The organism is Paenibacillus sp. MT124 (assembly GCF_058792755.1).
In genome coordinates, this window is the sequence record NZ_CM179500.1 from 6,440,947 (window position 1) to 6,464,788 (window position 23,842).

At 45.9% G+C, this 23,842-nt stretch carries 18 protein-coding genes; all 18 read right to left on the reverse strand.

All coding sequences use genetic code 11. The annotated features are described in order from the left end of the window. Positions 1–84: 84 nt before the first annotated feature. The 18 genes from AC3RCI_RS29095 to AC3RCI_RS29180 all read right to left on the reverse strand — a co-directional run bounded on the left by AC3RCI_RS29095 (position 85) and on the right by AC3RCI_RS29180 (position 23,224). Complete coding sequence (locus AC3RCI_RS29095; protein WP_154894422.1) at positions 85–1,617, reverse strand: peptidoglycan DD-metalloendopeptidase family protein; 1,533 nt, start codon at positions 1,615–1,617, stop codon at positions 85–87. Between the two features lie 552 nt (positions 1,618–2,169). After that, positions 2,170–2,931 (reverse strand): hypothetical protein, encoded by a 762-nt coding sequence (locus tag AC3RCI_RS29100; RefSeq protein WP_492527250.1) that lies wholly within the window; start codon positions 2,929–2,931, stop codon positions 2,170–2,172. A gap of 171 nt (positions 2,932–3,102) precedes the next feature. After that, positions 3,103–4,389, reverse strand: a complete 1,287-nt coding sequence (locus tag AC3RCI_RS29105; protein WP_492527251.1) for an adenylosuccinate synthase — start codon at positions 4,387–4,389, stop codon at positions 3,103–3,105. A 441-nt stretch (positions 4,390–4,830) separates the two neighbouring features. After that, positions 4,831–6,192 carry a replicative DNA helicase gene (dnaB, locus tag AC3RCI_RS29110; protein ID WP_095290580.1) on the reverse strand — a complete coding sequence of 454 codons (1,362 nt, stop codon included), beginning with the start codon at positions 6,190–6,192 and terminating at the stop codon, positions 4,831–4,833. A 1-nt stretch (position 6,193) separates the two neighbouring features. Next, positions 6,194–6,637, reverse strand: coding sequence for a 50S ribosomal protein L9 (rplI, locus tag AC3RCI_RS29115; RefSeq protein ID WP_095290578.1), 444 nt, complete (start codon positions 6,635–6,637; stop codon positions 6,194–6,196). Then, on the reverse strand, positions 6,634–8,622 hold the full coding sequence (locus AC3RCI_RS29120; protein WP_127537597.1) for a DHH family phosphoesterase: 1,989 nt from the start codon (positions 8,620–8,622) through the stop codon (positions 6,634–6,636). The genes rplI and AC3RCI_RS29120 overlap by 4 nt, the downstream gene beginning before the upstream one ends. Before the next feature lie 11 nt (positions 8,623–8,633). Then, positions 8,634–9,545 carry a DUF2232 domain-containing protein gene (locus AC3RCI_RS29125; RefSeq protein WP_127537598.1) on the reverse strand — a complete coding sequence of 304 codons (912 nt, stop codon included), beginning with the start codon at positions 9,543–9,545 and terminating at the stop codon, positions 8,634–8,636. A gap of 5 nt (positions 9,546–9,550) precedes the next feature. Continuing rightward, positions 9,551–9,853, reverse strand: a complete 303-nt coding sequence (locus AC3RCI_RS29130) for a MazG-like family protein (protein ID WP_095290575.1) — start codon at positions 9,851–9,853, stop codon at positions 9,551–9,553. Positions 9,854–10,035: 182 nt separating this feature from the next. Next, on the reverse strand, positions 10,036–10,461 hold the full coding sequence (locus tag AC3RCI_RS29135) for a CBS domain-containing protein (protein ID WP_127537599.1): 426 nt from the start codon (positions 10,459–10,461) through the stop codon (positions 10,036–10,038). Between the two features lie 175 nt (positions 10,462–10,636). Then, positions 10,637–11,671, reverse strand: a complete 1,035-nt coding sequence (locus tag AC3RCI_RS29140; protein ID WP_127537600.1) for an LCP family protein — start codon at positions 11,669–11,671, stop codon at positions 10,637–10,639. 258 nt (positions 11,672–11,929) lie between these two features. Then, positions 11,930–13,522: an MFS transporter gene (locus AC3RCI_RS29145; protein WP_492527252.1), complete on the reverse strand. Its 1,593-nt coding sequence runs from the start codon at positions 13,520–13,522 to the stop codon at positions 11,930–11,932. Between the two features lie 282 nt (positions 13,523–13,804). Continuing rightward, entirely contained in the window at positions 13,805–16,237 is a 2,433-nt protein-coding gene (locus AC3RCI_RS29150) for a S9 family peptidase (protein WP_492527253.1), read from the reverse strand. A 105-nt stretch (positions 16,238–16,342) separates the two neighbouring features. Next, positions 16,343–17,236: a D-alanyl-D-alanine carboxypeptidase family protein gene (locus AC3RCI_RS29155; protein WP_492527254.1), complete on the reverse strand. Its 894-nt coding sequence runs from the start codon at positions 17,234–17,236 to the stop codon at positions 16,343–16,345. A gap of 294 nt (positions 17,237–17,530) precedes the next feature. Then, positions 17,531–19,357 carry an oligopeptide ABC transporter substrate-binding protein gene (locus AC3RCI_RS29160; RefSeq protein WP_492527255.1) on the reverse strand — a complete coding sequence of 609 codons (1,827 nt, stop codon included), beginning with the start codon at positions 19,355–19,357 and terminating at the stop codon, positions 17,531–17,533. Positions 19,358–19,374: 17 nt separating this feature from the next. Next, entirely contained in the window at positions 19,375–20,289 is a 915-nt protein-coding gene (locus AC3RCI_RS29165; RefSeq protein WP_127537605.1) for an ABC transporter permease, read from the reverse strand. 29 nt (positions 20,290–20,318) lie between these two features. Next, positions 20,319–21,281, reverse strand: a complete 963-nt coding sequence (gene opp4B, locus AC3RCI_RS29170; RefSeq protein ID WP_127537606.1) for an oligopeptide ABC transporter permease — start codon at positions 21,279–21,281, stop codon at positions 20,319–20,321. Between the two features lie 7 nt (positions 21,282–21,288). Beyond that, on the reverse strand, positions 21,289–22,221 hold the full coding sequence (locus AC3RCI_RS29175; protein ID WP_127537607.1) for an ABC transporter ATP-binding protein: 933 nt from the start codon (positions 22,219–22,221) through the stop codon (positions 21,289–21,291). Between the two features lie 4 nt (positions 22,222–22,225). Continuing rightward, positions 22,226–23,224 (reverse strand): ABC transporter ATP-binding protein, encoded by a 999-nt coding sequence (locus AC3RCI_RS29180; protein WP_127537608.1) that lies wholly within the window; start codon positions 23,222–23,224, stop codon positions 22,226–22,228. Positions 23,225–23,842: the final 618 nt, after the last annotated feature.

Sequence of the window (23,842 nt, forward strand, 5' to 3'; positions counted from 1 at the left end):
CAAATGCTACAAATTGAAAATATTTTACAGCATGAAAAAACAAGGCCGGCATTTAAGCCAACCTTGCTTCTGATTACTTAATATTTAATTGAGGTAAGTCATCGGGTTCTCCGGCGTTCCGTTCTTGATGATTTCGAAATGCAGATGTGTTCCGGTCGAACGACCCGTGTTGCCCATAACGCCGATGCTCTCACCTTTTTCAATCACTTGTCCAACCTTTACGCCAATGCTGTCCAGGTGGCCATACAGTGTTTCATATCCGTTACGATGGTTAATGATAATGACATTGCCATACCCGCTCTTCTGTCCTGCAAAAGTAACCACGCCTTCATCGGCCGATTTCACATCCCGGTTACCTACCAGATCGACACCTTTATGCTGACGACCCCAGCGTTGTCCGAAGCTGCTGCTCATCGTTGCGTTTGATACAGGCCAAGCGAATTCACCTGTACCCTCACCAACCACTTTCGTTCCACTCAGCACCACTTCAGTAACAGCTGCCTTGATGACTTCCTGGCCCAGCCATTCTTCCTTGATGACCTCTCCATTTTCCTTGGTTACACGGTACTGCATGCTTTTTAATCCGCTTTGTCCAGGACGTACCACTTTGGTTGTGCCGGCTTTTAGCTCAGCACTTTTGCGTACTTCAACCTGTGGTTTGATCTCAATTTGCTCCACGACCTGCTCAACCGACTTCACCGTAACTGCCGGTTTAGGCACCGTCAGCGTAAGCTCGTCCCCGATCTGCAGTGACGTTTCCTTGATGCCTGGATTATTCTTGCGAATCTCGCTTTGCGTAATCTCATATTTGGCCGCGATGGAAGAGATCGTATCTCCTTCACGCACCACGTAGGTTACAGGCGCGTCTTTACCAACGGTTAACGCTTTAACCGCCTCGGACACGTCCCATATTTTATTCGGATCTGCCTTCACTGACTCTGTCGCCACATCTTCCTTGATGTCCACGGACTTCAGCGTTGTACTTGGCCCTTCCGCTTTGCTTGACGAGTTAGCCGATACCGACTTCGTCTTGAGCGAACTACGCACAGCCGATGCCGATATGTATTTGCTCTGCACTTGTTCCAGAATGGCATCAGCTGTTGCCTGATCCTTCACAATGCCGATTACTTCGCCATCCACTTTGAGTTCCACGCCTTTGGCATATGCTGTCAGCATATCATCCAGCTTGTCCAGCGTTTCTTCGCTGTTCACTTCAGGTTTGTACGCTTTTACCGTTTCGGTCGTGATGCCATCTGTGTTCAGCACCATTTCCGCGTCAGGATATTTATTTTGGTATTCCTCGGTTTTGTCTGCAAAAAGTTTCTGTAATTGCGCTTCATCCGCAATGCTGCCAATCTCATTCCCTTTTACCATGACCTTGTAATATGGAACGGTGTTCGCAGCAACGTATTGCTTGCCTGCGAATCCAACCGATGCAGCGATGAACACTCCGCATGCTGCTGTAATGATCCATTTACGCGAGGCCAGAACGCGCTTTTTATTTACACTGAAGTTGGACATGCTCATGTTGTTTTTGTCTTCGGCCGTCCGGTGTTCTCCGGATTGTTCGTGTACCCGGTTTTTGCCCGGTTGGCGTATGCCTCTGAAACCTTTCATGATTCTCTCCTTTTCAGCACTTCTCAGTTCGCATTTCTGTCAAGACACACCCATCCGTGTCTGTCTCAAGTCTGTCGATATTTGGTTCTGGGTGTCCGCAAATCAGGACTTTAGCTGCGCTCATAAAAGTGTCAAAATTTTAACCTTTAATCACACCCGTATACTTTAACACAGGTTTTACACTCATTTCAACTCTATGTGTCACAGCCCAAAGCCGCGCCCCGCTTGGTTTTCCTGTATTACCCATAACATGGCAGGCGAATATTCTTACCCATTATGCCTCAGGTTCAGGTATACTATGTAGTTTCGGTCTAGTGTTAAGACTAGGTTCTAAGACCCACAATAATGCAAAATTATTTTCATAAAAGCACAATTAAAAAATCCCTCGCCTGATGTTCTCAGACAAGGGATGGTTGTATGAATTGAATATGCTATCCTACTATATTTCTCGCTTGCTCTCAGGCCTTGAAGTGTGAATTCCTTTCCTGAATCTATAAATACGTCAAGCTGCATACAAATGCCTGCACATCATGCGTATTTGTAATCTATTACTTATTCAGCCTGAAGCACTTCCATAAGATTATCGTATTCCTCACTCGTCAGATATTTCGATATCACCTGTTCAATGTCACGTAATTCCTGTTCAGTCAGGCCATCTTCCATCGCGCCCGAGATTTGCTGCATTTCATTTTGGGGAAGCTTTGCCATGAGCAGACTGAAGATCTTTTCTTTTTCCTCCAGAGGCAGCTTGTCCTTGGTTCCCGTAATATCATCTGGTGATACTACAATATCATCATTACCTGAGCCAGCAGAATGACCAGAGGTTCCAGCCGTACCATTGCCAGCTGCTGTCCCGTTTCCACTTCCCGCAGCACCTTCTGGAGCCTTATTGGGGTCTGTGTCTATGCTGCCAGTGTCACCGTTGCTGCTCTCGCCTCCACCGTTTGAAGCCGTCTGGTCGGTTTTATCTGACCCACTCCCTGTATTGCCAGAACCATTGTCAGCGGTTGTCTCAGATTGGTCTGTTCCATTCCCCATGACCGATATGGCGTCCTCTGGAACTTGTTCCTCTTCAGCACCAGTCGGCTGATCCGTTGTTCCTGCTCCCGGTTTGTTCTCCTCGCTCGCCTTACCACCGAGTGCACCCTGGAACATGGATGTTAACCCCAGCGGTTGACCTTCCCACTCAATATTAAAACTCGCCAGCAGCGATTTCACATACGACTGTACAATTAATCCGGTTGTCAGTAAGGTCAATGAACTAACCAGCATGACGGTAAGTACGATTTTGGCAAACCATTGAAGCAACTTCATCCCTGTTCTCCTCCTCCGATTATCCAACCTGTCTGTGGCAATCAGCACATCAGGTCTGTGATTCTACTGTTATTCAGTATTGACGGAAATCTCGGGATTATATCAGGAGATATGCGAAAAACCCCAGTCATCGCTTATGGGGCGACAACTGGGGACTATGATTCAACTTAATTATACGTAGATTGGAAGAACTTGATTCGTTTGCTCACGGTTACGACCTACGGAGAAGATCGCGATTGGAATCCCTGTCAGCTCGGAAACACGTTTCACATAGTTCTGTGTGTTCACAGGCAGATCTTCGAGTATCTTCGCTCCAGTGATATCTTCGCTCCATCCTGGCATCTCTTCGTATACCGCTTCACATTCAGCCAGCATTTTCAGACTGGCTGGGTAGTGTGTGATGATCTCTCCACGGTATTTGTATCCTGTGCAGATTTTCACCGTTTCAAGACCTGTCATCACATCCAGAGAGTTCAGGGACAGTCCTGTAATGCCGCTGACACGACGAGCGTGACGCACGACTACACTGTCGAACCAGCCCACACGACGCGGACGTCCAGTTACGGTACCATACTCATGTCCAGTCTCACGGATCTGATCACCAACTGCATCATGCAGCTCCGTAGGGAACGGTCCATCTCCTACACGTGTGGTGTAGGCTTTAGCTACTCCGATGACTTGCTGAATGCGAGCAGGACCAACGCCGGAACCGATACATACACCGCCTGCAGAAGGGTTGGATGAAGTTACATAAGGATACGTTCCTTGGTCAAGGTCCAACATCACACCTTGTGCACCTTCAAACAATACTTTTTTGTTCTCATCAATGGAATCGTTGAGTACAACGGATGTATCACGCACGTATGGACGCAGGATTTCTGCATATCCCAGATAATCTTTCAGAATTTCTTCTACATCTACTGGCTCACCGCCATAGACTTGCTCGATCACACGGTTCTTCTCTTTTACCAGATGACGCAGTTTCAATTCGAACTCTTCCGCATCAAGCAGGTCAACCATCCGAATACCGATCCGAGCTGATTTATCCATGTAAGCTGGACCAATCCCTTTACCAGTTGTACCAATCTTGTTTGGACCTTTGCTCTCTTCTTCCAGTGCATCCAGAACCATGTGGTATGGCAAGATGATATGTGCGCGTTCACTGATGAACAGGTTTTTAGTCGTAAAATCATTATCATGAATATAGTTAATTTCTTCAATAAGTGCCTTCGGGTTGATAACCATGCCGTTACCAATGACACAAGCTTTATCCGTGTAGAAAATGCCCGATGGAATCATCGTCAGTTTATATTTTTTGTTGTCGATCAGAATCGTATGTCCTGCGTTGTTACCACCTTGGTAACGAGCGACCACGTCTGCGCTTTCAGCCAAATAATCCGTAATCTTACCTTTACCTTCGTCTCCCCATTGCGTTCCCACTACAACTACCGTTGACATCGTACATACCTCCGTGGGTGCCTTGCGCACCTTTGTATTGGTCTGTCCGTCCTCTATCTCGGCAGGAATTCGAAGTGAAAATACCGGCGGAGAAGCGTGCTAACGGACAGTGAAAATCCCCCTCGTGTTACATATCAAGGAAGGTTTTCGCTGCTTTAACGCAGCAATTCTAGTGTACCAGTCCCCTATTTCAAAGTCAAATGAAATGGCGAACAATTGGTAAATGCACTAGTTTAATGTTCGGAATTAACCCCATATTTCCACGCAAAAAACCGGGGCAGCCTGTTAAAACTAGCTTGACGGCTAACCCCGGTTTAATTGCACGATAGAATTAAGGCTCTACATATCGTATTAGGAATCTATTTATAAGTCCATATTAACTAGTAGTTGATGAGCACAGAATCTTCTCTATTATCTAGCAAAATATAACGTAACTATCATCTACATCGCAAAGGCATCATTATGTGCCCGTTCATAGTTAACGAACTTATTGAAGTTTTTGAGGAACACCAGCTCAACCGTACCTACCGGACCATTACGCTGCTTGGCGATAATAATCTCGATAATATTTTTCTTCTCGGTCTCCTGGTTATAGTAGTCATCCCGGTACAGGAAGGCTACGATATCGGCATCTTGCTCGATCGAACCCGATTCCCGCAAGTCACTCATCATCGGACGTTTATCCTGACGCTGCTCTACACCCCGGCTCAGCTGGGACAAGGCAATAACCGGAACCTCAAGTTCCCGGCCAATCTGTTTCAGTGTACGCGAGATCTCTGATACTTCCTGCTGACGGTTCTCGCCCGCTTTACCACGGCCGCTGATCAGCTGGAGGTAGTCGATCAGAATCATGCCAAGACCTTTTTCTTTTTTGAGACGACGGCATTTGGCACGAATATCGGCTACCGTAATCCCTGGTGTATCATCGATATAGATCTCTGCTTCGTTTAATGCAGCGATCCCCATCGTCAGCTTTTGCCAGTCCTCATCACCTTTGAATTCACCAGTACGAAGAACCCCTGCATCTAGATTGGCTTCCGCACAGATCATACGCTGTACCAGCTGCGCGGCTGACATCTCCAGACTGAAGATGGCTACCGTCTCTTGCGCCCGAATGCCAACATTCTGAGCAATATTCAAGGCAAAGGCTGTCTTACCAACCGAAGGACGCGCAGCTACAATAATCAAGTCACTACGCTGGAATCCGGCAGTCATCTTGTCGAGATCGATAAATCCGGACGGAATGCCCGTTGTGGTTCCCCGGTTCTGATGCAGCGTCTCGACTTTGTCGAACACTTCCATCAGTACATCCTGAATGGCGATAAAACCGCTGCTGGAACGTCGGTTGGAAATCTCCAAAATGCGCCGCTCTGCTTCACCGAGCATCGCAGCAACGTCTTCACCGCCCGTATAGCCTTCACTAACAATCTGTGTAGCTGTACGAATCAAGCGCCGCAGCATTGATTTTTCTTCAATAATCTGTGCGTAGTAATCCACGTTGGCAGCTGTAGGCACACCATGAGCCAGCTTTGCTAGATAGCTAACGCCGCCAATGTCCTCCAGCTCGCCTTTATCCTTTAGACGCGAAGTCAGCGTGACAAGGTCAATCGGTTGATTTTCCTCTCCAAGCTGGATCATCGCTTCAAATATCAATTGATGGGGCTTATCATAGAAATCCTCGGTTTGCACCCGTTCCATCGCTGTAATCAGGGCCTCGCCCTGCAACAGGATTGCACCCAGCACAGCCTGTTCGGCTTCCAGGTTCTGTGGGGGAATCCGGTCGAATAACATTTCGCCGCCCATCTTACTCCTCCGTTACCTGTACCTTCAAGGTAGCTTTCACTTCAGGGTGAACCTTGACGGTTACTTGTGTTACGCCGAGTGTGCGAATAGGCTCGTCCAGCTCAATTTTGCGTTTGTCGACTTTCAGACCTTTTGCAGCCAGAGCTTCAGCGATTTGTTTGCTTGTAATTGCACCGAACAATCGGCCACCTTCGCCGGATTTTGCTTTCAGCTCAGTTACTTCTGCTTCCAGCTTTTTGCCGAGGACTTCCGCTTCAGCCTTCTCTTCCTGCTTGCGTCTTTCCTCCGCTGCATTCTGGTTATCCAGCGTCTTCATGTTACCGTCTGTTGCCAAGCGTGCCATTCCCCGTGGCAGAAGGAAATTCTGTGCGTATCCCTCGGATACTTCCTTCACTTGTCCTTTTTTCCCTTGACCTTTTACATCTTTTATAAAAATGACTTTCATTCGAACAGCCCCTCTTCCTTTTCGATTTCAGCCAGTACGTTCATCAGCCGTTTTTCTGCCTCTCCAAGCGTTCCTTCCAATTGCACGGCAGCATTCGTCAAATGTCCGCCACCGCCAAGTCTTTCCATGACGACCTGAACATTCATGCGGCCCAGTGACCTTGCACTGATGCCAATCAGTCCATCCGGACGCTCACTAATAACAAATGAAGCGACCACATCTGTCATATTCAGCAATGTGTCTGCCACCTGGGCAATCATCATCTGTGAAATCTTGCTGCCAGGATCCGTGACCGCCAGCGCAATATTCCCGTATACCATTTTAGCATGCTTTATGATTTCTGCCTTAGCAATATATTCTGACAAATCCTCTTTCATGAGACGCTGGATCATAATGGTGTCTGCACCACTGCGGCGCAGGAAACCTGCGGCTTCGAATGTCCTCGAGCCTGTATGCAGTGCAAAATGCTTTGTATCCAGCGTAATCCCGGCCAGCAGGGCCGTTGCTTCAAGCGGAGTGAATTGTACCTTGTCATGAATATATTGCAGGAGCTCAGTCACAAGCTCCGCAGCCGAAGAAGCATATGGCTCCAGATAGATTAATACCGCATCGTTAATAAATTCCTCTCCGCGGCGGTGGTGATCCACCACCACGACGCGATTGGCCGATTGCACAAGCTTCGGTTCCATCGTCATCGATGCCTTATGGGTATCCACCACCACGAGCAACGTATGCTCCGTCATCATTTGTGTCGCTTGTTCAGGTGAGACGAAGGCTTTGGACAATTTCTCATCCTTGTTCACCTGCTCCATTAATCGTTCGATGGACGGGTTGATTCCATCCAGGACGATTCTTGCTTCTACATTGTATAAGCTTGCTGCCTTCCACACGCCGATTGAAGCTCCGATTGCATCCATGTCGGGCATCTTGTGACCCATGATCAGCACTCGATCGCTCTCCTGCATCAAATCACGCAAGGCATGGGCAATTACCCGGGCTCTGACCCGTGTACGTTTCTCCACAGCATTGGATTTCCCGCCGTAGAAGGATAGGCGTTGTCCGGACTTCACAGCAGCCTGATCCCCGCCGCGTCCAAGCGCCATATCCAAACTGGACTGTGCCAGTTCACCCATCTCACTGATCGTATCCGATCCAAATGCGAGTCCAATACTGAGTGTCATCGGAACTTTAAGATCCGCCGTCATCTCTCGCACTTCATCCAGAATGACGAAACGGCTCTGTTCGAGCTCCTGCAGCGATTTATGATTCAGCATCATCAGATAGCGGTCAGAAGAGAGACGGCGTAAGTAAACTTCATATCTCTTTGCCCAGGATGTAATCTCGCTTGTTACCCGCGCAATAAGCGCAGTACGCTGCTGATCGTCCATTCCCTGTGCTGCCTCATCCAGGTTATCCAATACCAGAATCCCCAGTGCAATGCGTTCATTCTCATATTTATCGCGCAGTATGGCAAGCTCCGTAATCTCGTAAACATATACATACCGCTCCTGCGGATTGTGAATAACGCCATAGAACCGGTCATCCAACTGGAACTCATCATGAAGTTCCTTGGCCGGTTCTTTGGTTCCATCCTTTTTTTCTTTCGGCTGAGGCAGCTTCGGGAAAAGGTTAAGCAGTGGATTGCCCACCATCGTCTTTTCCTGAAACATCTCCCCAACGAAACGGTTGTGCCACTCTACCGTACGATCCTCGCTGTACAGCACGATCCCGAATGGGAGCATGCTGATTGCTTCGCCCTCCATTCGTTTGATGCGAATAGACAGGCCGTTAATGTAGTCGTTAAGCTCGCGGCGGAACGCCATCTCCGCCTTAATCATGACGATTCCCAGCGCTGAAGCCAGTATCAGACTAATCAAACCAAGCGCCCAGTTATAGATGGTCACGAACATAACAAGCAGAAGCAGCAGTATGAACGCCCATACGGTATAGTAGCCGTGCCAGCGTTTCTTCAGAAATTTAGGCATGACTCATCACCCTAACGTTTTGGTCTCGATATTGCCTCGCGAAGCGGGAACGCCAGATCGATAATCCCGATAATCCGAAGCGGCCCAATGAAGAAGACCGCAACCGCCAGCAAATACGGTATAACCGGATTCCACTTCTTCGCATGTGCCAGGAAGAAGAAGAAACCGATGGCTTGAATCATGAAGCCCAGATTAATCAAAGGCGACAAGTTCATCGCAATCATGGTCCAGTATGTCCCATCGCTCTGTCTGGAGATGACCTCGAAGAGCAGTGCCAGGAAGTAATACCAGATCAGAGCACGAGGCATACGCCATTCGCGCGCTGGTGGCAGCTTCGATACGGATACACCCATCACATTCAGAATAGGACGAGCAATCACGTGTGTGATAAGCGACATCACCATGGATGTCACAACCAAAGCGAACGGAATCATGAGTTGTGTCTGCCTTGCGACATCCTGAGTCATTTCAGGTGTCCACGCAAAGCCATTTACCATTTGATTAGACGTATTCGTTAGTGGTTCAATTGTAAGTCTCACCACATCATCAATATAACTCGACAGATCGAATTGGAAGATGACACTTCCAATCAGCAAGAGCAGCAGGTATTCTGCCAGCATGGCTCCGGTTCCCGCCAATAATGCGAACAAGGCCGATTTCCTTTTCTTATAGGCATTACCCATAATGATCGCAGGCAGGGTGAACAGCAGCAGTAGTAATAAATAGATCGGATGAAACAGGACTAATATGACCGCTACCGGAACAAGGTGCCATATAAATGATTTTACAGATAAGGAAGCATACAAAATAACTCCGGGTACCATCATGAAAAATATGGCGAGAACCGATAAAGGAGTTAACAGCGAAAGCAGCAAGAGCAGGTATACTGCGCTCCAGACGGCTGACTTCAAGCTAAATTTCAACAAATTCACCTCTTACGCATATGATCTTCTAGCGCGGATATATCCTGGTACCAGTCTTCAAGCTGGTGACCTTCCGATTTGTGCTTTCTCAACTTCTCAATTAACAATGCATCCAGATCCTTGAAAGGAATACCGAGCCTGCGGCCCAATATGTAACTACTCATCATCAGACTGGCGAGACTGTCCCCGATGCGGGAGGTACTGCCTTCCCATAACGCTTTAAACAATCGGGATACCTGGTCAAGTACTTCGGTTTTCAGCCATTCAATCACTTTAGCGCGTTTGGCTACATCCAGTTCTTTAGGCATATTGGCGAAAGTCACTCTCCCCGAAAAAGCTTTATTCTCCATTATAGCATAAAAAGGGGGTCCACAAAATCATCCCCCATGGCAGGAAAATCCCGCGCTTCTTATGCTTCCTAATGCTTAACATGATACTGAGAGGCTCTGATTATCCGCGTTCACTGAAGCTTAATTCATTTAATGATTTCTTACTTGGCTTTCATGGACTCTTTGGCGACAATGCCTTCACAGTATTCAATGATCTGACTGCGCCGCACAATACCAATAAAACGTTCCATATCGTCGACTACAGGCACAAAGTTCTGTACCTTGGCCAGATTGATCAGGTCTTCCATATTGGCATCAATAGATACTGGCTTAATATCGAGGCGAAGAGGTACATCTTTGAGCAGAAATTTTGAAGCGTTTTCAAATGTAATCTTTCCCTCAGCGTTTTTCATATACCATAATAGATCACCTTCAGTGACCGTGCCTATATATTTGCCTTCCTTATTCAAAATGGGTACCGCCGTAAACCGGTGATATTCCATTCGTTCCAACGTTTGCCGCAGAGTAGAATCCGACGTTACACAGGTAACCTCTTGCTTAGGCAGCAAAAAAAATGCGATGTTCATACCCTTACGTATCCTCCTTGTATTTCTACTTCAAGTTACGCCTCAACTTATATTATACGGATCAAAACGCAAGATGTTCCAAAAGGTTGAAATCGCCCTCCAATGAAAAAAATCAGCAGCCCGCTCATTAACGTACTGCTGATTGTAGTCATAAACAAGGTCTGTATGGAATTCATTAGTCGATCGCTTGCCGGTCTGGAACCATGACTTCACCGGCTGGGGTCGATTCATCCATCCAGTTGTTAATCAGCTCTTTGGCATATTGGACATCCTTCTCATCCGCCTGACCATAATAGATACCGTCTTTGCGCATCCCTTCGCCGAGAATGGTGAAGCTCGAGATTTGCGGTTTATCCTGGGTCATGACCTGTTTGGCCAGATCAGTAATAAATGATGGCTGCATGTCTGTCTGGAAGTTCTCTCCCATAATCTGAATCAATTCCGGGATTTTCGTAATCTGATTCAAACTCAGCATTTCGTTTGCCATGGCGTTCAGGAAAATCTGCTGCCGCTTGGTACGATTAAAATCACTATCCTCGCGGTATCTTACATAATACAGGGCTTCCTGACCATCATAGATCGGCTTGCCGCCTTCAATCGTGAATTGCACGTGATTCGGATCCTTGTTCACGATATCCTCTTCAATCGGCAGCTTCACCCCACCAAGCGCATCCACGACCTTTTTGATTCCGTCAAAATTGATCGTCGCATAGTAGCCTACATCCGCATCCAGAAACTTCTCCACCGTATTGATGGACATATTCTCCCCTCCGAAAGCGTAGGCATGCGCAAGCTTGTCGTAATCATCTACGCCATCCTTGTTGGCATCACGTCCAACAATCTGTACATAAGTATCACGGGGAATGGATACGAGCAATACACGCGATTCCTTCGGTCTGACGACGGCATAAATGACCGTATCCGAGCGACCACGCGTTTTCTCGTAAGCACGTTTGTCAGAACCAAGCAGCAGCACCGAAAACGGCTCTTTGCGATAGACGGTTGGATCAGGCGTTTTATTGCCCTCCTGCGGAACATACGATTTGGACAATTGGCCCTCTACAGAGCCTGCCAGGAACAGGTCAAATGCAGCTACAGCGAGCTGCTGGCGAAACAAATATCCGCCAATTAACAAAACAACGAGCGACACGAGAGTAATATATATGCCTTTTCTTCTTTTCTTCTTCTTTTCTTTAGTTCTGCTTTTCATTCATCGATTCCTTCTTCACTGTCAAAATGAAATTCGATACTACATATCATTAAACGTCTGAAACTGCTTATGACACGGTGCTCTCTGAACTTTTCTCTATCTCGGACAGGAACAACGCTCACGCTCGTTCTATTTTAAACATTGCTACAGGGCGAAAAGTTACAATACGGTTAAATTGAAAAGAACAGCACTTCCTTTTTGGCTCGTTCAAAGGTAAGGCTGTTCTCTTCAAATTATACTTATATCTTTTCTATAAAATCAATTGGTGGATACTGTATTCACACGTTTGTTTTTCTCTCGTGTACGCAAACGTCCAGTAATCAGGGCAGCTGCCAGGGTCAGTACACTGAAGATAACAGCTGACCAGAACAGCCCGTTGTAGCCTTGACCAGTCGTTTGATGAACGGCTTGGAGCAGCACATCCCGAATACCCGGGTCTGGAATTTGGGACAATCCTTCTGTCAGACTCGCGACATCACTTCCCGATGCTCCGCCTGCTCCTGAGGCATATTGTTGAAGCACTTCTGGAGGAACCTGGATTCCCTGATCCGCAAGGCCTGTCTGAATATTGGAACCCAAATTGGAGAACGAACGGGCGAGAAATCCTGCAAAGATGGTAGGCGCAATGGCCATCGCCATCTGGCGGAATAAGGAACTGGTTGCCACGGCAATCCCCTTGTTGTTCTCACCAGCCTGTTCGGTGACGAGCACGTTTACCGGCGCCCCCAGCATCATACCGAAACCAATTCCCACGAGTACACTCGCAATCACAAACTGCCAGATATGCTCTACCCATAGCGGGAATAGCAAGAATCCAATGGCAGACAGCAAACCGGCGACAGATAAGGTCCAGATCGGTCCTTTGCGGTCAACCAGATAACCACCACCACCTGCACCAATTCCTGATGCCAAGGCAAGCGGGGTAAACCAATAACCTGAAGCCGTACTGGATACACCCAGATATTGCTCCACGAAGCCTGGAATGAAGATCACGGATGCCAGAATAGCTCCCGAGAAAAAGGCAATCAGCAGCGTCCACCGAAAGGAAGCAATGCCAAGAAGCTGAGTCGATACGACAGGTTCACGTTGTGAGCCTTCCAGCCTTTTTTCCAAGAAGTAAAAGAGCACCAGAATAATCACACCTGCCAGGAAGAAACCATAGAACATCGGAGAACCGAGGCTCTGCAGCATATCGACACCGTCCAGATTACTGAAGCTGTACATCAAACTCAGTACCCCGAGTGTGAGAACGGCAATACCACTCCAGTCCACAGCAGCACGGTTTAGCTCCTGTTCTTCATGGATGAATCGAATGCCCGCGATAAATAAGAGAATGGCGATCGGTACATTAATGAGGAATAACCAGTGCCAGTTTCCCGTAATATCCAAAATAAAAGCACCAATGTTCGGTCCCAGAATCGCAGCAACACCATTCATGCCTCCAAGCAAGCCTAAGGCTGTACCCTGACGTTCAGCAGGAAACTTGCTCAGCACATACGAGCTGGCAATGATAAAGATTCCGCCACCACCCAGCGCCTGGATGACACGCGCAACCAGGAAGAAGGTAAATGATGGACTCATTGCGACAAGCAATGAACCTATGCCGAACAACGCGACTTCAATTAAAAACAGCTTTTTGCGGCCATAACGGTCCGACAGCTTCCCTGCAATCGGTACACTCACCGCAAGACCAAGCGTATAGAGAGTAATTGTCCATGCTCCCCACGTCGGAGATACTCCAAATGAAGCATTTAGCGTCGTCAGCGATGACGTGATAATACCATTATCGAGTGCAGCCATGAATACCCCTATCGCAAATAAAATGAGCGGCCATTTCATTTGTTTTTGCATCTCTTCTTACCTCCCCGATCAGATCACAATTGCCCAGCATATGCCGGGATGTTACATATATATTAAACAAAATAGAACATTAATGACTCACTGGTCATTTTAAAACAAAAGGATTTCATATGTCAATTCATTAATATGGATTTACACTGGTTATTAGCAATGATTTCAATGAAAAAAGCTGCCCCCAGATTGTGTTTGAATCTAACCTGAGGGACAGCTCGCTGCCTTATGAAAATTACCTATGGCTGCTTAATTTAGCGAAACGAACAACTTGGATGTACACTATTCCTGCATCAGGTGACGATTGAGGAATTTCTCAATGGCCCGATACAGATCAAGCTGATTCTCAACATTAGCGAAGCCATGACCTTCATTTGCTTTTAACATGTAAGGTACATCCACACCACGTTCGCGCAGTGCTTCCACGATCTGATCAGACTCTGCCTGTTTAACCCGCGGATCATTCGCACCCTGTACGACAAATAACGGCGCCTTCATCTGATCGATATGGAATAATGGTGAGGCTGCGGTCAGCAGCTCCTTGTCTTTCACCGGATCACCCATGCGCTCATAGAACATGTTCCGCTCAGACTCCCAATAGGGTGGAAGGGAATCCAGCAGGGTGAACAGATTGGAAGGTCCCACATAGCTGATTCCGGCAGCATACACGTCCGGCGTGAATGCCAGTCCGGCTAGTGCTGCGTAACCTCCATAAGATCCTCCATAAATGGCTACACGTTCTGGATCAACTGTCCCTTCTTTCACCAGCCAGTTTACGCCATCCGTAAGATCGTTCTGCATCGCTTTGCCCCACTCTTTGTTTCCTGCATCCAGGAACGCTTTGCCATACCCGGTGGAGCCACGGAAGTTCACCTGCAGTACAGCATACCCGCGGCTGGCAAGGAACTGGATTTCCGGACTGAATCCCCATGAGTCACGAGCCCATGGACCGCCGTGTGGGACAACAACGAGTGGTAGCTCGGAAGCTTCCGCCCCGTTAGGTAGTGTCAGATAGCCATGAAGGGTTAAACCATCACGTGACGTATAGGTCACAGGTTTCATATCCGACATTTTGCTCTCATCAATCCATGGTGCAGCATCAGCCAGTTTATCCAGCTTGCCTGTCTTCGAGTCGTAGAAATAATAGGTGCCCATCGACTTGTCACTATAAGCGGCGAACAGGACCTGACCTTCTTCGCTCATGTTGGAAATGCTAACTTCCTTGCCGGGCACTTTGGCTTGAAGATCCTGCATTAATTTTTTGAACTCGTCATCGAAGAATTCATAGTTTACCTTGTCTGTCTCATAAACTGCTGCAAGAATTGTCCCCTTCTCTTTGGAAGGTACGAAGCTGGTTACATCCACATCTTTGTTTTCATAAATGGTTCTAGTTACCTTCTTGGTGCTCGGGCTAAATTCCACGATAGCTGTTTTATCCCGATCTAGGTTGGACGCAACATAGATATTTTTGTTGTCATAGGTGAACATCAGTGGAACAAACGTCTCTCCCAGCTCTGTGGTTAGCAATGGCTCAAACGGTTTATCCTCCGAATCACGATACATTAACGAGGATACGTTGCCATCACTGGATACGGCTACACGAATCTTACCTTCGTGATCTGTTAACCAGCCCGAGATATTACCTGGATTCTCAGCAGCAAGCACAGCTTCGCCTGTCTTAATGTTGATGCGGTATACATCGAAGATCCGAGGATCACGTTTGTTCATGCCCACCAAAATTTCATCTGGAATGCTCTCCAGCGGATCAACCAACATGGCTCTTGTATTGGGGTATGGGGTAAGATCCTTGCTGTTTTTCCCATCCATATCCGTAACATAAATATGATAATTCTCGTCCCCGGCTTCATCCTTCACATAGAGCAATTTGTCATCGGTAGCCCATACAAAGGCAGCAATATTGCGATCGGTTTCACTTGTAATCCGGATTGGCTTGCCTGTACCGTCATTTTCCTTAACTACAACATTCATACGGTTATTCCACGGTTCCAGATACGCCATATGTTTGCCGTCCGGTGACATCTGGAATCCAGCCTGAGCAGGCTGCTTGAAGAAATCCTCTAATGGTGTAAGACCCTCTGCTGCTACATCAAGCCCTAGTGCCAGATACAATGCTTCAGCAAATTCACCATGAGTTACTGTACCCTTAGCATTAAACGCACTGCCTTCAATGATAAAATGCTGCTTGAGGCGGACCGCATCCTCGGCATGCACTGCGGGAATCTGTTTCATATCACTGTATACGACCTGAATTCCGTTATCCTTCAATTCAAATGCACGGGTAAATAATGAGGCCATCTGTGCCCGCGTGAGTGGTGCATCCGGTGCATAGCCTTTGGCTTGTCCCTGAATGAGACCACTCTGCTTCAATGCATAGATGGCTGGTGCAGCTTCATCTTGAGCCAGAACATCTGCGAAGCCTGTAAGAGAAGCAGGTGTATCGAGCTTTAGTACACGTTGTAGGATAATTGCTGCTTGAGCACGCGTTATCGGTGTCTGTGTTTGTTGCATTCCATCTGTTGTACCATCTATGTATCCCAGTTGCTGGAGCGTCTGTGCTGCCTTCGAAGTTATGGCTTCAGCAACGGCTGCTGTAGGCTTGCTTGCTTCGGCTGCCAGAACTGCAGGCTGAATCAGAGCAATCGACATGGCCATGGTTAGCGTTACAGCATATACCTTCTTGCTAATTGCATTCAATATTAAATCCCCCTTATAAGTGAATTACAGAATAATTTGGAATTATTCGTAAATCATTTTACCATGATAATCCATAAGTTTACAGTTAGGGGAATACGGCAACATTTAATTCTTTGAGCCAGAGAAACCATAATTGAGCAGTTTGCGCGTTTCGTTAAAACGGCTTTCACGGCTTTCTGTACCGAATACGACCGAGATTAGTCTTTTGCCATCGCGCTCTGCTGTTCCTACAAAGTGGTAGCCTGTAAGTGGATCATAGCCAGTTTTCAATCCGTCATTGCCATCGTATGCATAAGGTCCGCCAATGGAGGATAGCATCCAGTTCTTGTTACTCATATAAATCCCTTTTTGGTGCATGGATACCTGAGTTTGGCTGGAGATCTTGAGTACTTCGGGGTAATTCTCAATCAGATATTGTGCAAGTTTGCATGCATCCGTAGCTGTCATGACGGTCTGTCCCTGAATTACATCAGGACGATGAGGACCCAGCTGTTTCTCACTTAGTCCCGTGGAGTTCCTGAAGACGGTATCCATTGACATGCCAATCTCTGAGGATTTCTCGTTCATCATCTGTACAAATGACTGCTCTGTACCACCAATATGCTCTGCAAGCGCGACAGCTGCATCATTAGCGGAATACACCGCCATCGTCTGGAAAAGCTCCTGTACTGTAAATTTCTCACCTTGCTTAAGTGCAACCTGAGTGCCCCCCACCGAACTGGCGTACAGGCTAACATTAACCGCATCATCCCAGCGTACCTCGCCATTCATAACAGCTTCCATGACGAGCAGCTCTGTCATCAATTTGCTGATACCCGCAGGGGCCATTTCTATTGAACCGTTATAATCCATCAAGATCTTGCCTGTACTCAAATCCATCAGTACCGCAGATTCCGCCTTGATTCCCGGTTTGCCTATCAGTATGTCCGGTTTAACACCCACATATATAATGACCAGCAGAGCCAGCAGCATTCCTGCCCGTTTCCACCATCTTTTCATCCGTGAATCACCTCTTATAGATATAGACGAATGAAAGAGGCATTTGGTCTGCACTTTTTTGCAAAAAAGTTAAATTTTTTTTATTTTTTTGTCATCAAAAAAACATGGACTCTATTCACCCCATGCCAGAGTGATAGAATCCATGTTTTAATTGACCCTTTTTATCGTACCCAGAGGAATTCATTTACCCGATCTAGCAACCGACTTCGTCAAAGGACCCCAATCCTTATGGTTGCTATATAGATTCGAAAGTAACCTTTCCTTGAGAACAAGGCACTTATAAGAAATTCATAATTACTCAGCCACTACTGGTTTATCTGCGTTAACAGCCAGATCGTTCAGGTAGATACCTGTTCCATCACCAATAGCGTAGTTCATCACACGTTTGTTAACTGGTGCTACTACAGCACGGTACAATGTCGGGAATACTGGAACTTCATCGACCATGTACTGCTGCCATTCATTGTAGATCTCTTTCCGTTTCTCTACATCGAATGCTTCAGCAGAGATACCTTTTGCGAGCAATTCATCATTTTTCTCGCTTGAGAATCTGGAGAAGTTATACAGTGCATCGCGACCATACAAGCCTGCTGGGTCTACGTCAATACCAACGCCCCATGCTGCTTGATATACATCGATGTTTGGATCATCTTTACCTGTGTTACCTACACGGTCATAGAAGCTGTTAAACTCAACCATTTCCAGGTTCACTTTCAGACCGATTGCTGCCCAGGATTGAACATAATAACGTGCCAGTGGTTCAGCAGTGTCGCCACCTGTCATAGATACGAAATTGATCTCAAGTGGCGATCCATCTGGATTGGTACGGAATTCTCCGTCCAATTTGTAGCCAGCTTCATCAAGCAAAGCTTTTGCTGCTTCAGGATCATAGGCTACACCTGGATTGTTGGAATCATGGAATTCAGGGTGAGATGGCGGAATCAATGTTGTTGCGTTCCAACGCAGACCGTTGTAGAAACGTTTACCGACTTGGTCGTTGTCTACAGCCATCCACATCGCTTTACGCAAGTTTTTGTCAGCCATTTTTGCATCAGGATTCGTTACAACTTTTCCGTTTGCTTCATCCCATGTACCCAGTTTGAAACCGATGTACGTATAAGCACGGTCGATTGCACCCAGGAATTCCACATTGGACATATCTGCATTGTCTTTATATTGATCTGTAGGGAATGCATCCACGAGGTCTACCCCGCCAGATTTCAATTCTTGAACAACCGTTGTTGGGTTGATAACTTTCAGAGTCACTTTATCCAGTTTTGGAGCTCCACGCCAGTAATCTTCATTCTTAACGTAGGTTACAGACTCACCTGGAGTAATGGTTTCCACTTTAAATGGACCAAAACCGATTGGAGTTTCACGCACTTCTTTGGAAGAGGACATTTTCGCTACATCCATATCTCCGAAGATATGTTTAGCCAGCGGATATGTCCATACGCCACCTGTCAGCAGGGACGGTGTAGATTCTTTATACGTAATGCTAATTTTTTTGTCGCTCAACACTTTGATACCCGAGATTGTTTTTGCTTTACCAGCGTGGTATTCATCCATACCTACTACACTTGTGAAGTTGGAATCATAACGAGGACCATCATAGTCCTTGTGACCGATCACTTCAAATGCAAATTGCAAATCTTCTGCAGTTACTGGCTTGCCGTCATGCCAGTTTACATTATCACGAATGGTCAGTGTGAACGTTTTGCCATCTTCGGATGTTTCATACGTTGCTGCACCGTCATTGGTGTATACGTAGTCTTTATCCCAAGTCAGCAAACCTTCATCAAACCAACCGAGAACTACAGCATCAGGGTTACCTGAATAGAAGTTATAGTTTAGTGTTCCTTCAAACGCTGTGTCGGACACGAGTCCGTAAGTGATGGATCCACCTTCAATCGCAGTTCCTTCGTTGGTTTTAACATTGTTAAAGTCCTCAATGGAGTATACGCCTTCTTCATTAGCAGGCTTCTCCTCTGTCTTCGTCTCCCCTGTGTTCGAAGAAGGCGTTGGTGTTGCTGCCTCTTTCTCCGAGCACGCCGCAAGCGCCAGTACGAAGACTAACATCATCGTGAAAAATAGTCCCCGTGAAAAAAATCTCTTTTTCATGAACCTTTCCTCCCTTTTTAACCTCTTCTTTGTCTTGCATCAGTCGCACGCTTAAGGGCTTGACCGACATTATTTATACTCAACATCAATACCAGAATAAGTACTGACGCAGGTAGCCATATCCACCATCTGGATTCCAGGGTTTGCGGATTACGTGCATAACTTACGAGTGTTCCAAGACTTGGTGTACTTTCAGGGAATCCAAATCCCAAGAAAGACAACCCGGATTCAAGGCCAATATTGGCAGCGAGGTTCAATGTCATCGTTACGATGATGATGGAGCTCAGATTAGGTAGAACCTGTGAAAGCATGATTTTGAGATGGGAAGAACCCAACGTTTTTGATGCCTTTACATAGTCCAGTTCTCGTTCCTGCAATGCTTTGGAGCGGATCAACCTGGCAATACCCATCCATAAAAAGGCGGTCATAATGAGTGAGAACGAAACGATATTATATTTCGGTACTGCTGTTACAAAAGCGATAACAATCATCAACATCGGAAGGATCATGAAGAAATCAACTACACGCATAAACAGGTTGTCAATCATGCCACCGAAGTAACCGGATAAAAGGCCGACCAAGATACCTATAAATCCAGTCATTAGCGTAACGATAATACCAATTGTCAACGAGTTGCGTGTACCAATAACCAGTTGGCCGAATACATCGCGACCACCGTAATCCGTTCCAAGCCAGTATTGTGCGGAAGGTGGCTCATACAATGCAAACAAATCCACCTTAACAATCTCCTCCTGATCCAGGATCAGGGAAGTACCATATACGAGTAGGATGACCAGACCCAAAAATATGAGAGAGATTAACGCTACCTTATCTCGCACTAGCTCTCTCCACAAGATACTCAAGCTAGAGGGGCTTTTATCCAGTTTCTGTGAATTCTGTGAAGTTACAATGACATCATTGGCCTTGCTCATCTTGTTTTCACCCCGAAATCTTCAAGTTCTTACTTGATCCGTATGCGTGGATCCACAATGCCCAAAATTATGTCAGACAACAGCGCCCCTAGAATTGAAGCCACACCATATAGAAGCACGAGTGCAGTCACAACACTGAAGTCCCGCAGGGAAATGGAGTTAAGGAACAACTGTCCCATACCGGGGTAGCTGAATATACTTTCGATAAATACGGTTCCTCCAATAAGTCCTGTAATCTCATAGCCGAAGAATGCTGCTATCGGCAGCAAAGAGTTTCTTAAAATGTGCCTATTATAAATTCTGGATTCCGAAGCACCTTTTGCTCTCGCAGTAAGTACAAATTCCTTGTGCTTAATATCGATGATTTCGCTACGCAAGTACTGTACGGTGGAAACCGTAGTAATAAGTGCCATGGAAAGGGCCGGTAATAATAGGTGATAGAACTTACTTGCAACATAATTAAATGTTCCTGGCGTAAGTCCCGGCTCCACACTGCCCCCTGTAGGGAACCAGCCAAAATGAAAGCCGAATACCCAAACCATCACTAGAGCGAAAATAAACAGCGGAGCGGCAAATCCCAGATAGGTATAACCTGTGATCAATCGATCAGACCAAGTATCGTTATAACGACCACTGATAATACCAAGTGGAATGGCTATCAAATAAGTTAATATGAGTGTCGCAAGTGCCAACCAGAAGGTATTGGCAACACGCTGACCAATAAGATCTGTTACCGGCATCTTAAACCGGAAAGATTGTCCAAAGTCACCTTGGACAGCATTTTTGATCCAATCCCAGTACTGTACATACCAAGGATTATTTAATCCCAGTCTTTCACGTTGAGCCTCAAGTGCTTTCGGGTCAACGCTTGGGTCAAGCAATCCAGTTAACGCATCCCCCGGCATGGCCTTTGCCATCAGGAAGACCAAAAGGCTTAGTAAGAAGATTTGAGGGATCATTATGATAATTCTACGTACTATCGTTTTCCACATATGGCCTTCAACCTTTCTGAGGTAGAGCTACTCGGTGAGTATCGGAAATGGATTTGAGCGAGTATGCAAGCCCTTCCTCATCAAAGAAGTTTCGGTATGAATTCTCGTACTCGGATTTAACCATCTGACGGAAAGCATTCATCTCGTCACGTTTGGTTGGATCCATATCCGGAATGGCTGCTATGAGACGTTTGGTATAGATATGCTGTGGGTTCTCAAAAATATCATCGGTCGTTCCTTGCTCTACATAGCGACCTTTATACATAATTCCAATCTGATCACACATATGACGGATGATTCCGAGATCATGGCTGATGAACAGATAGGTCAGATTTAACTCCTTTTGAATCTCCTGCATGAAATTTAGTACCTGTGCCTGTACGGATACATCCAGTGCGGATACGGGCTCATCTGCAATGATCAGTTTCGGCTTCAATGCAATTGCCCGGGCAATTCCGATCCGCTGCCGCTGTCCTCCGGAGAATTCATGAGGATACTTATAGATGGATTCCGGACTCAGTCCGACCTTTTCAAGTAAATCCCTCACTTGTCTCTTTTCTTCTGTGGCTGTCAGTCGCTCATAGTTACGAAGAGGTTCAGCGATAATGTCGATAACCCTCTTTTTAGGATTTAATGAAGAGTACGGATCCTGAAAGATCATTTGCACGTCTCGCTGGAGTTGTCGGTCTTTTCGCCGCTCTTTGGCAAGATCTTTGCCGTTGAAAAGAATCCTTCCAGCTGTCACATGGTTGAGTCCGATGACGGCTCTCCCTGTCGTCGTTTTGCCTGAGCCTGACTCACCAACGAGTCCGTAAGTCTGTCCCTGTTCAATGGAGAAGCTTACATCATCAACTGCCTTGATACTTCCAATTTCACGTTTGATCAATCCACCGCGAATCGGAAAGTGTATTTTGAGTCCTTCAACTTCGAGTAGTGCCATTATGTTATTCCTCCTCAGCTTGATCAGGGAAATGAAAGTGCTGGTAACAGGTGCAGCGTACAAAGTGACCTGGAGCAATTTCATGCATCTGTGGGTTATCTTCATGGGCCGAATCACTAATCCATGGAATTCGGGCCTTGAATCGACACCCGTAGCGAGGAAGATTCTTTAAAGAAGGTACAATGCCTTGAATGACATGCAGCTTCGATTTTTCTTCAGTAATGGTAGGAATAGAGTTTAATAGAGATCTTGTGTATGGATGCTTCGCATCGGTCATTAGCGTGTAGATATCAGCAATTTCAACAATCTCACCTGCGTACATAACTGCCACACGATCCGCCATCTCGGCGACCACTCCAAGATCATGCGTAATTAAGATGATGCCGGCATGAATTTCGTTCTTCAACTCACGTATAAGTTCAAGAATTTGCAGTTGAATCGTAACGTCAAGTGCTGTTGTTGGCTCATCAGCGATCAGCAATTCCGGTTTATTGGCAATTGCAATCGCTATAACAACCCGCTGTCTCATACCACCAGATAGTTCGTGAGGATACTGCTTGTAAATTTGTTCGGGGCGTGGGATGCCCACTTGGTTAAGCAGATCAATAACCTTGTCTTTCTTTTCTTTAGAAGACATTTTAGGTTGATGAAGTGTCAGAATCTCATCGATCTGGTCACCAATAATCATCAGAGGATTTAATGCGGAAAGGGGGTCCTGAAAGATCATCCCTATCTCTTTTCCGCGAAGTTTGTTCATTTTGTTAGGATTGATATTCGCGATATCCTGCCCTTTGTATAGAATCTGACCATCAATTTTGGCTTTGTTGTGAAGACCCATAATTGAAAATGCGAACGCACTTTTGCCTGATCCTGATTCTCCAACAATCGCTAGTACTTCGTTTTTCTTAACCGTAAGGTTAACGTGATCAACTGCTGCATAATAGTCATCTTCAATTCTGAATGATGTAGTTAGATTTCTGACTTCCAATAGCTCTGTGTTCAAATCAATCACCCTAACCCCAAAATTTCCGCAGACTGTATTCAAATATATAAGAATGCATCCACTGTATATTTCCATGTTCTTGAAGAAGACGAACAAAAGTTATACAAAATACTAATCCTTTAGGAGAAACGAGTTTCGCTATTGCTATTTAGACCATTGGTCAATTAATGTTGATAAATCCTAGCGGAATTATATTGGAAAATAATTAATGTAATCATACGTGTAAATTTAGGTGACGTCAATAAGTATTTTGAGATTTTTGGTATAAATGTTTTTTATATCATAGTTTTGGGTATTAGTTATATTTTTAAGGTGCTTTATCAAGGGGATTTCGATATTATTTCGACTTTTTTCGCGTGAGGTTTTGAAGTGGGAGAGTGAGAATATTAAATATGTAACATGCACCTTACGTGTATTCCGTACTTACATGTCGAATTAATTTAATTTTAGAATATATATGTTAGGTTTGTGATAAATATTCGATTTAATTTGTTTCTTCTATGTCAGCTGTATTTTTAGCAAATTTATGCCTATGTGATTATTTTTATGCTATTCATTAAGTCTGTGTTAAAATTCTAGTTATTCTAGTATAGTTTTATTTATTTGCTGCTGTAAAGG

Bases quoted from the DNA above. Each gene is read 5' to 3' on its own strand.
- opp4B (WP_127537606.1), bottom strand. From the start codon at position 21,281: ATGTGGAAAACGATAGTACGTAGAATTATCATAATGATCCCTCAAATC.
- AC3RCI_RS29130 (WP_095290575.1), bottom strand. From the start codon at position 9,853: ATGCCTAAAGAACTGGATGTAGCCAAACGCGCTAAAGTGATTGAATGG.
- dnaB (WP_095290580.1), bottom strand. From the start codon at position 6,192: ATGGGCGGCGAAATGTTATTCGACCGGATTCCCCCACAGAACCTGGAA.
- AC3RCI_RS29155 (WP_492527254.1), bottom strand. From the start codon at position 17,236: ATGAAAAGATGGTGGAAACGGGCAGGAATGCTGCTGGCTCTGCTGGTC.
- AC3RCI_RS29120 (WP_127537597.1), bottom strand. From the start codon at position 8,622: ATGCCTAAATTTCTGAAGAAACGCTGGCACGGCTACTATACCGTATGG.
- AC3RCI_RS29135 (WP_127537599.1), bottom strand. From the start codon at position 10,461: ATGAACATCGCATTTTTTTTGCTGCCTAAGCAAGAGGTTACCTGTGTA.
- AC3RCI_RS29100 (WP_492527250.1), bottom strand. From the start codon at position 2,931: ATGAAGTTGCTTCAATGGTTTGCCAAAATCGTACTTACCGTCATGCTG.
- AC3RCI_RS29175 (WP_127537607.1), bottom strand. From the start codon at position 22,221: ATGGCACTACTCGAAGTTGAAGGACTCAAAATACACTTTCCGATTCGC.
- rplI (WP_095290578.1), bottom strand. From the start codon at position 6,637: ATGAAAGTCATTTTTATAAAAGATGTAAAAGGTCAAGGGAAAAAAGGA.
- AC3RCI_RS29160 (WP_492527255.1), bottom strand. From the start codon at position 19,357: ATGAAAAAGAGATTTTTTTCACGGGGACTATTTTTCACGATGATGTTA.
- AC3RCI_RS29105 (WP_492527251.1), bottom strand. From the start codon at position 4,389: ATGTCAACGGTAGTTGTAGTGGGAACGCAATGGGGAGACGAAGGTAAA.
- AC3RCI_RS29140 (WP_127537600.1), bottom strand. From the start codon at position 11,671: ATGAAAAGCAGAACTAAAGAAAAGAAGAAGAAAAGAAGAAAAGGCATA.
- AC3RCI_RS29095 (WP_154894422.1), bottom strand. From the start codon at position 1,617: ATGAAAGGTTTCAGAGGCATACGCCAACCGGGCAAAAACCGGGTACAC.
- AC3RCI_RS29145 (WP_492527252.1), bottom strand. From the start codon at position 13,522: ATGCAAAAACAAATGAAATGGCCGCTCATTTTATTTGCGATAGGGGTA.
- AC3RCI_RS29165 (WP_127537605.1), bottom strand. From the start codon at position 20,289: ATGAGCAAGGCCAATGATGTCATTGTAACTTCACAGAATTCACAGAAA.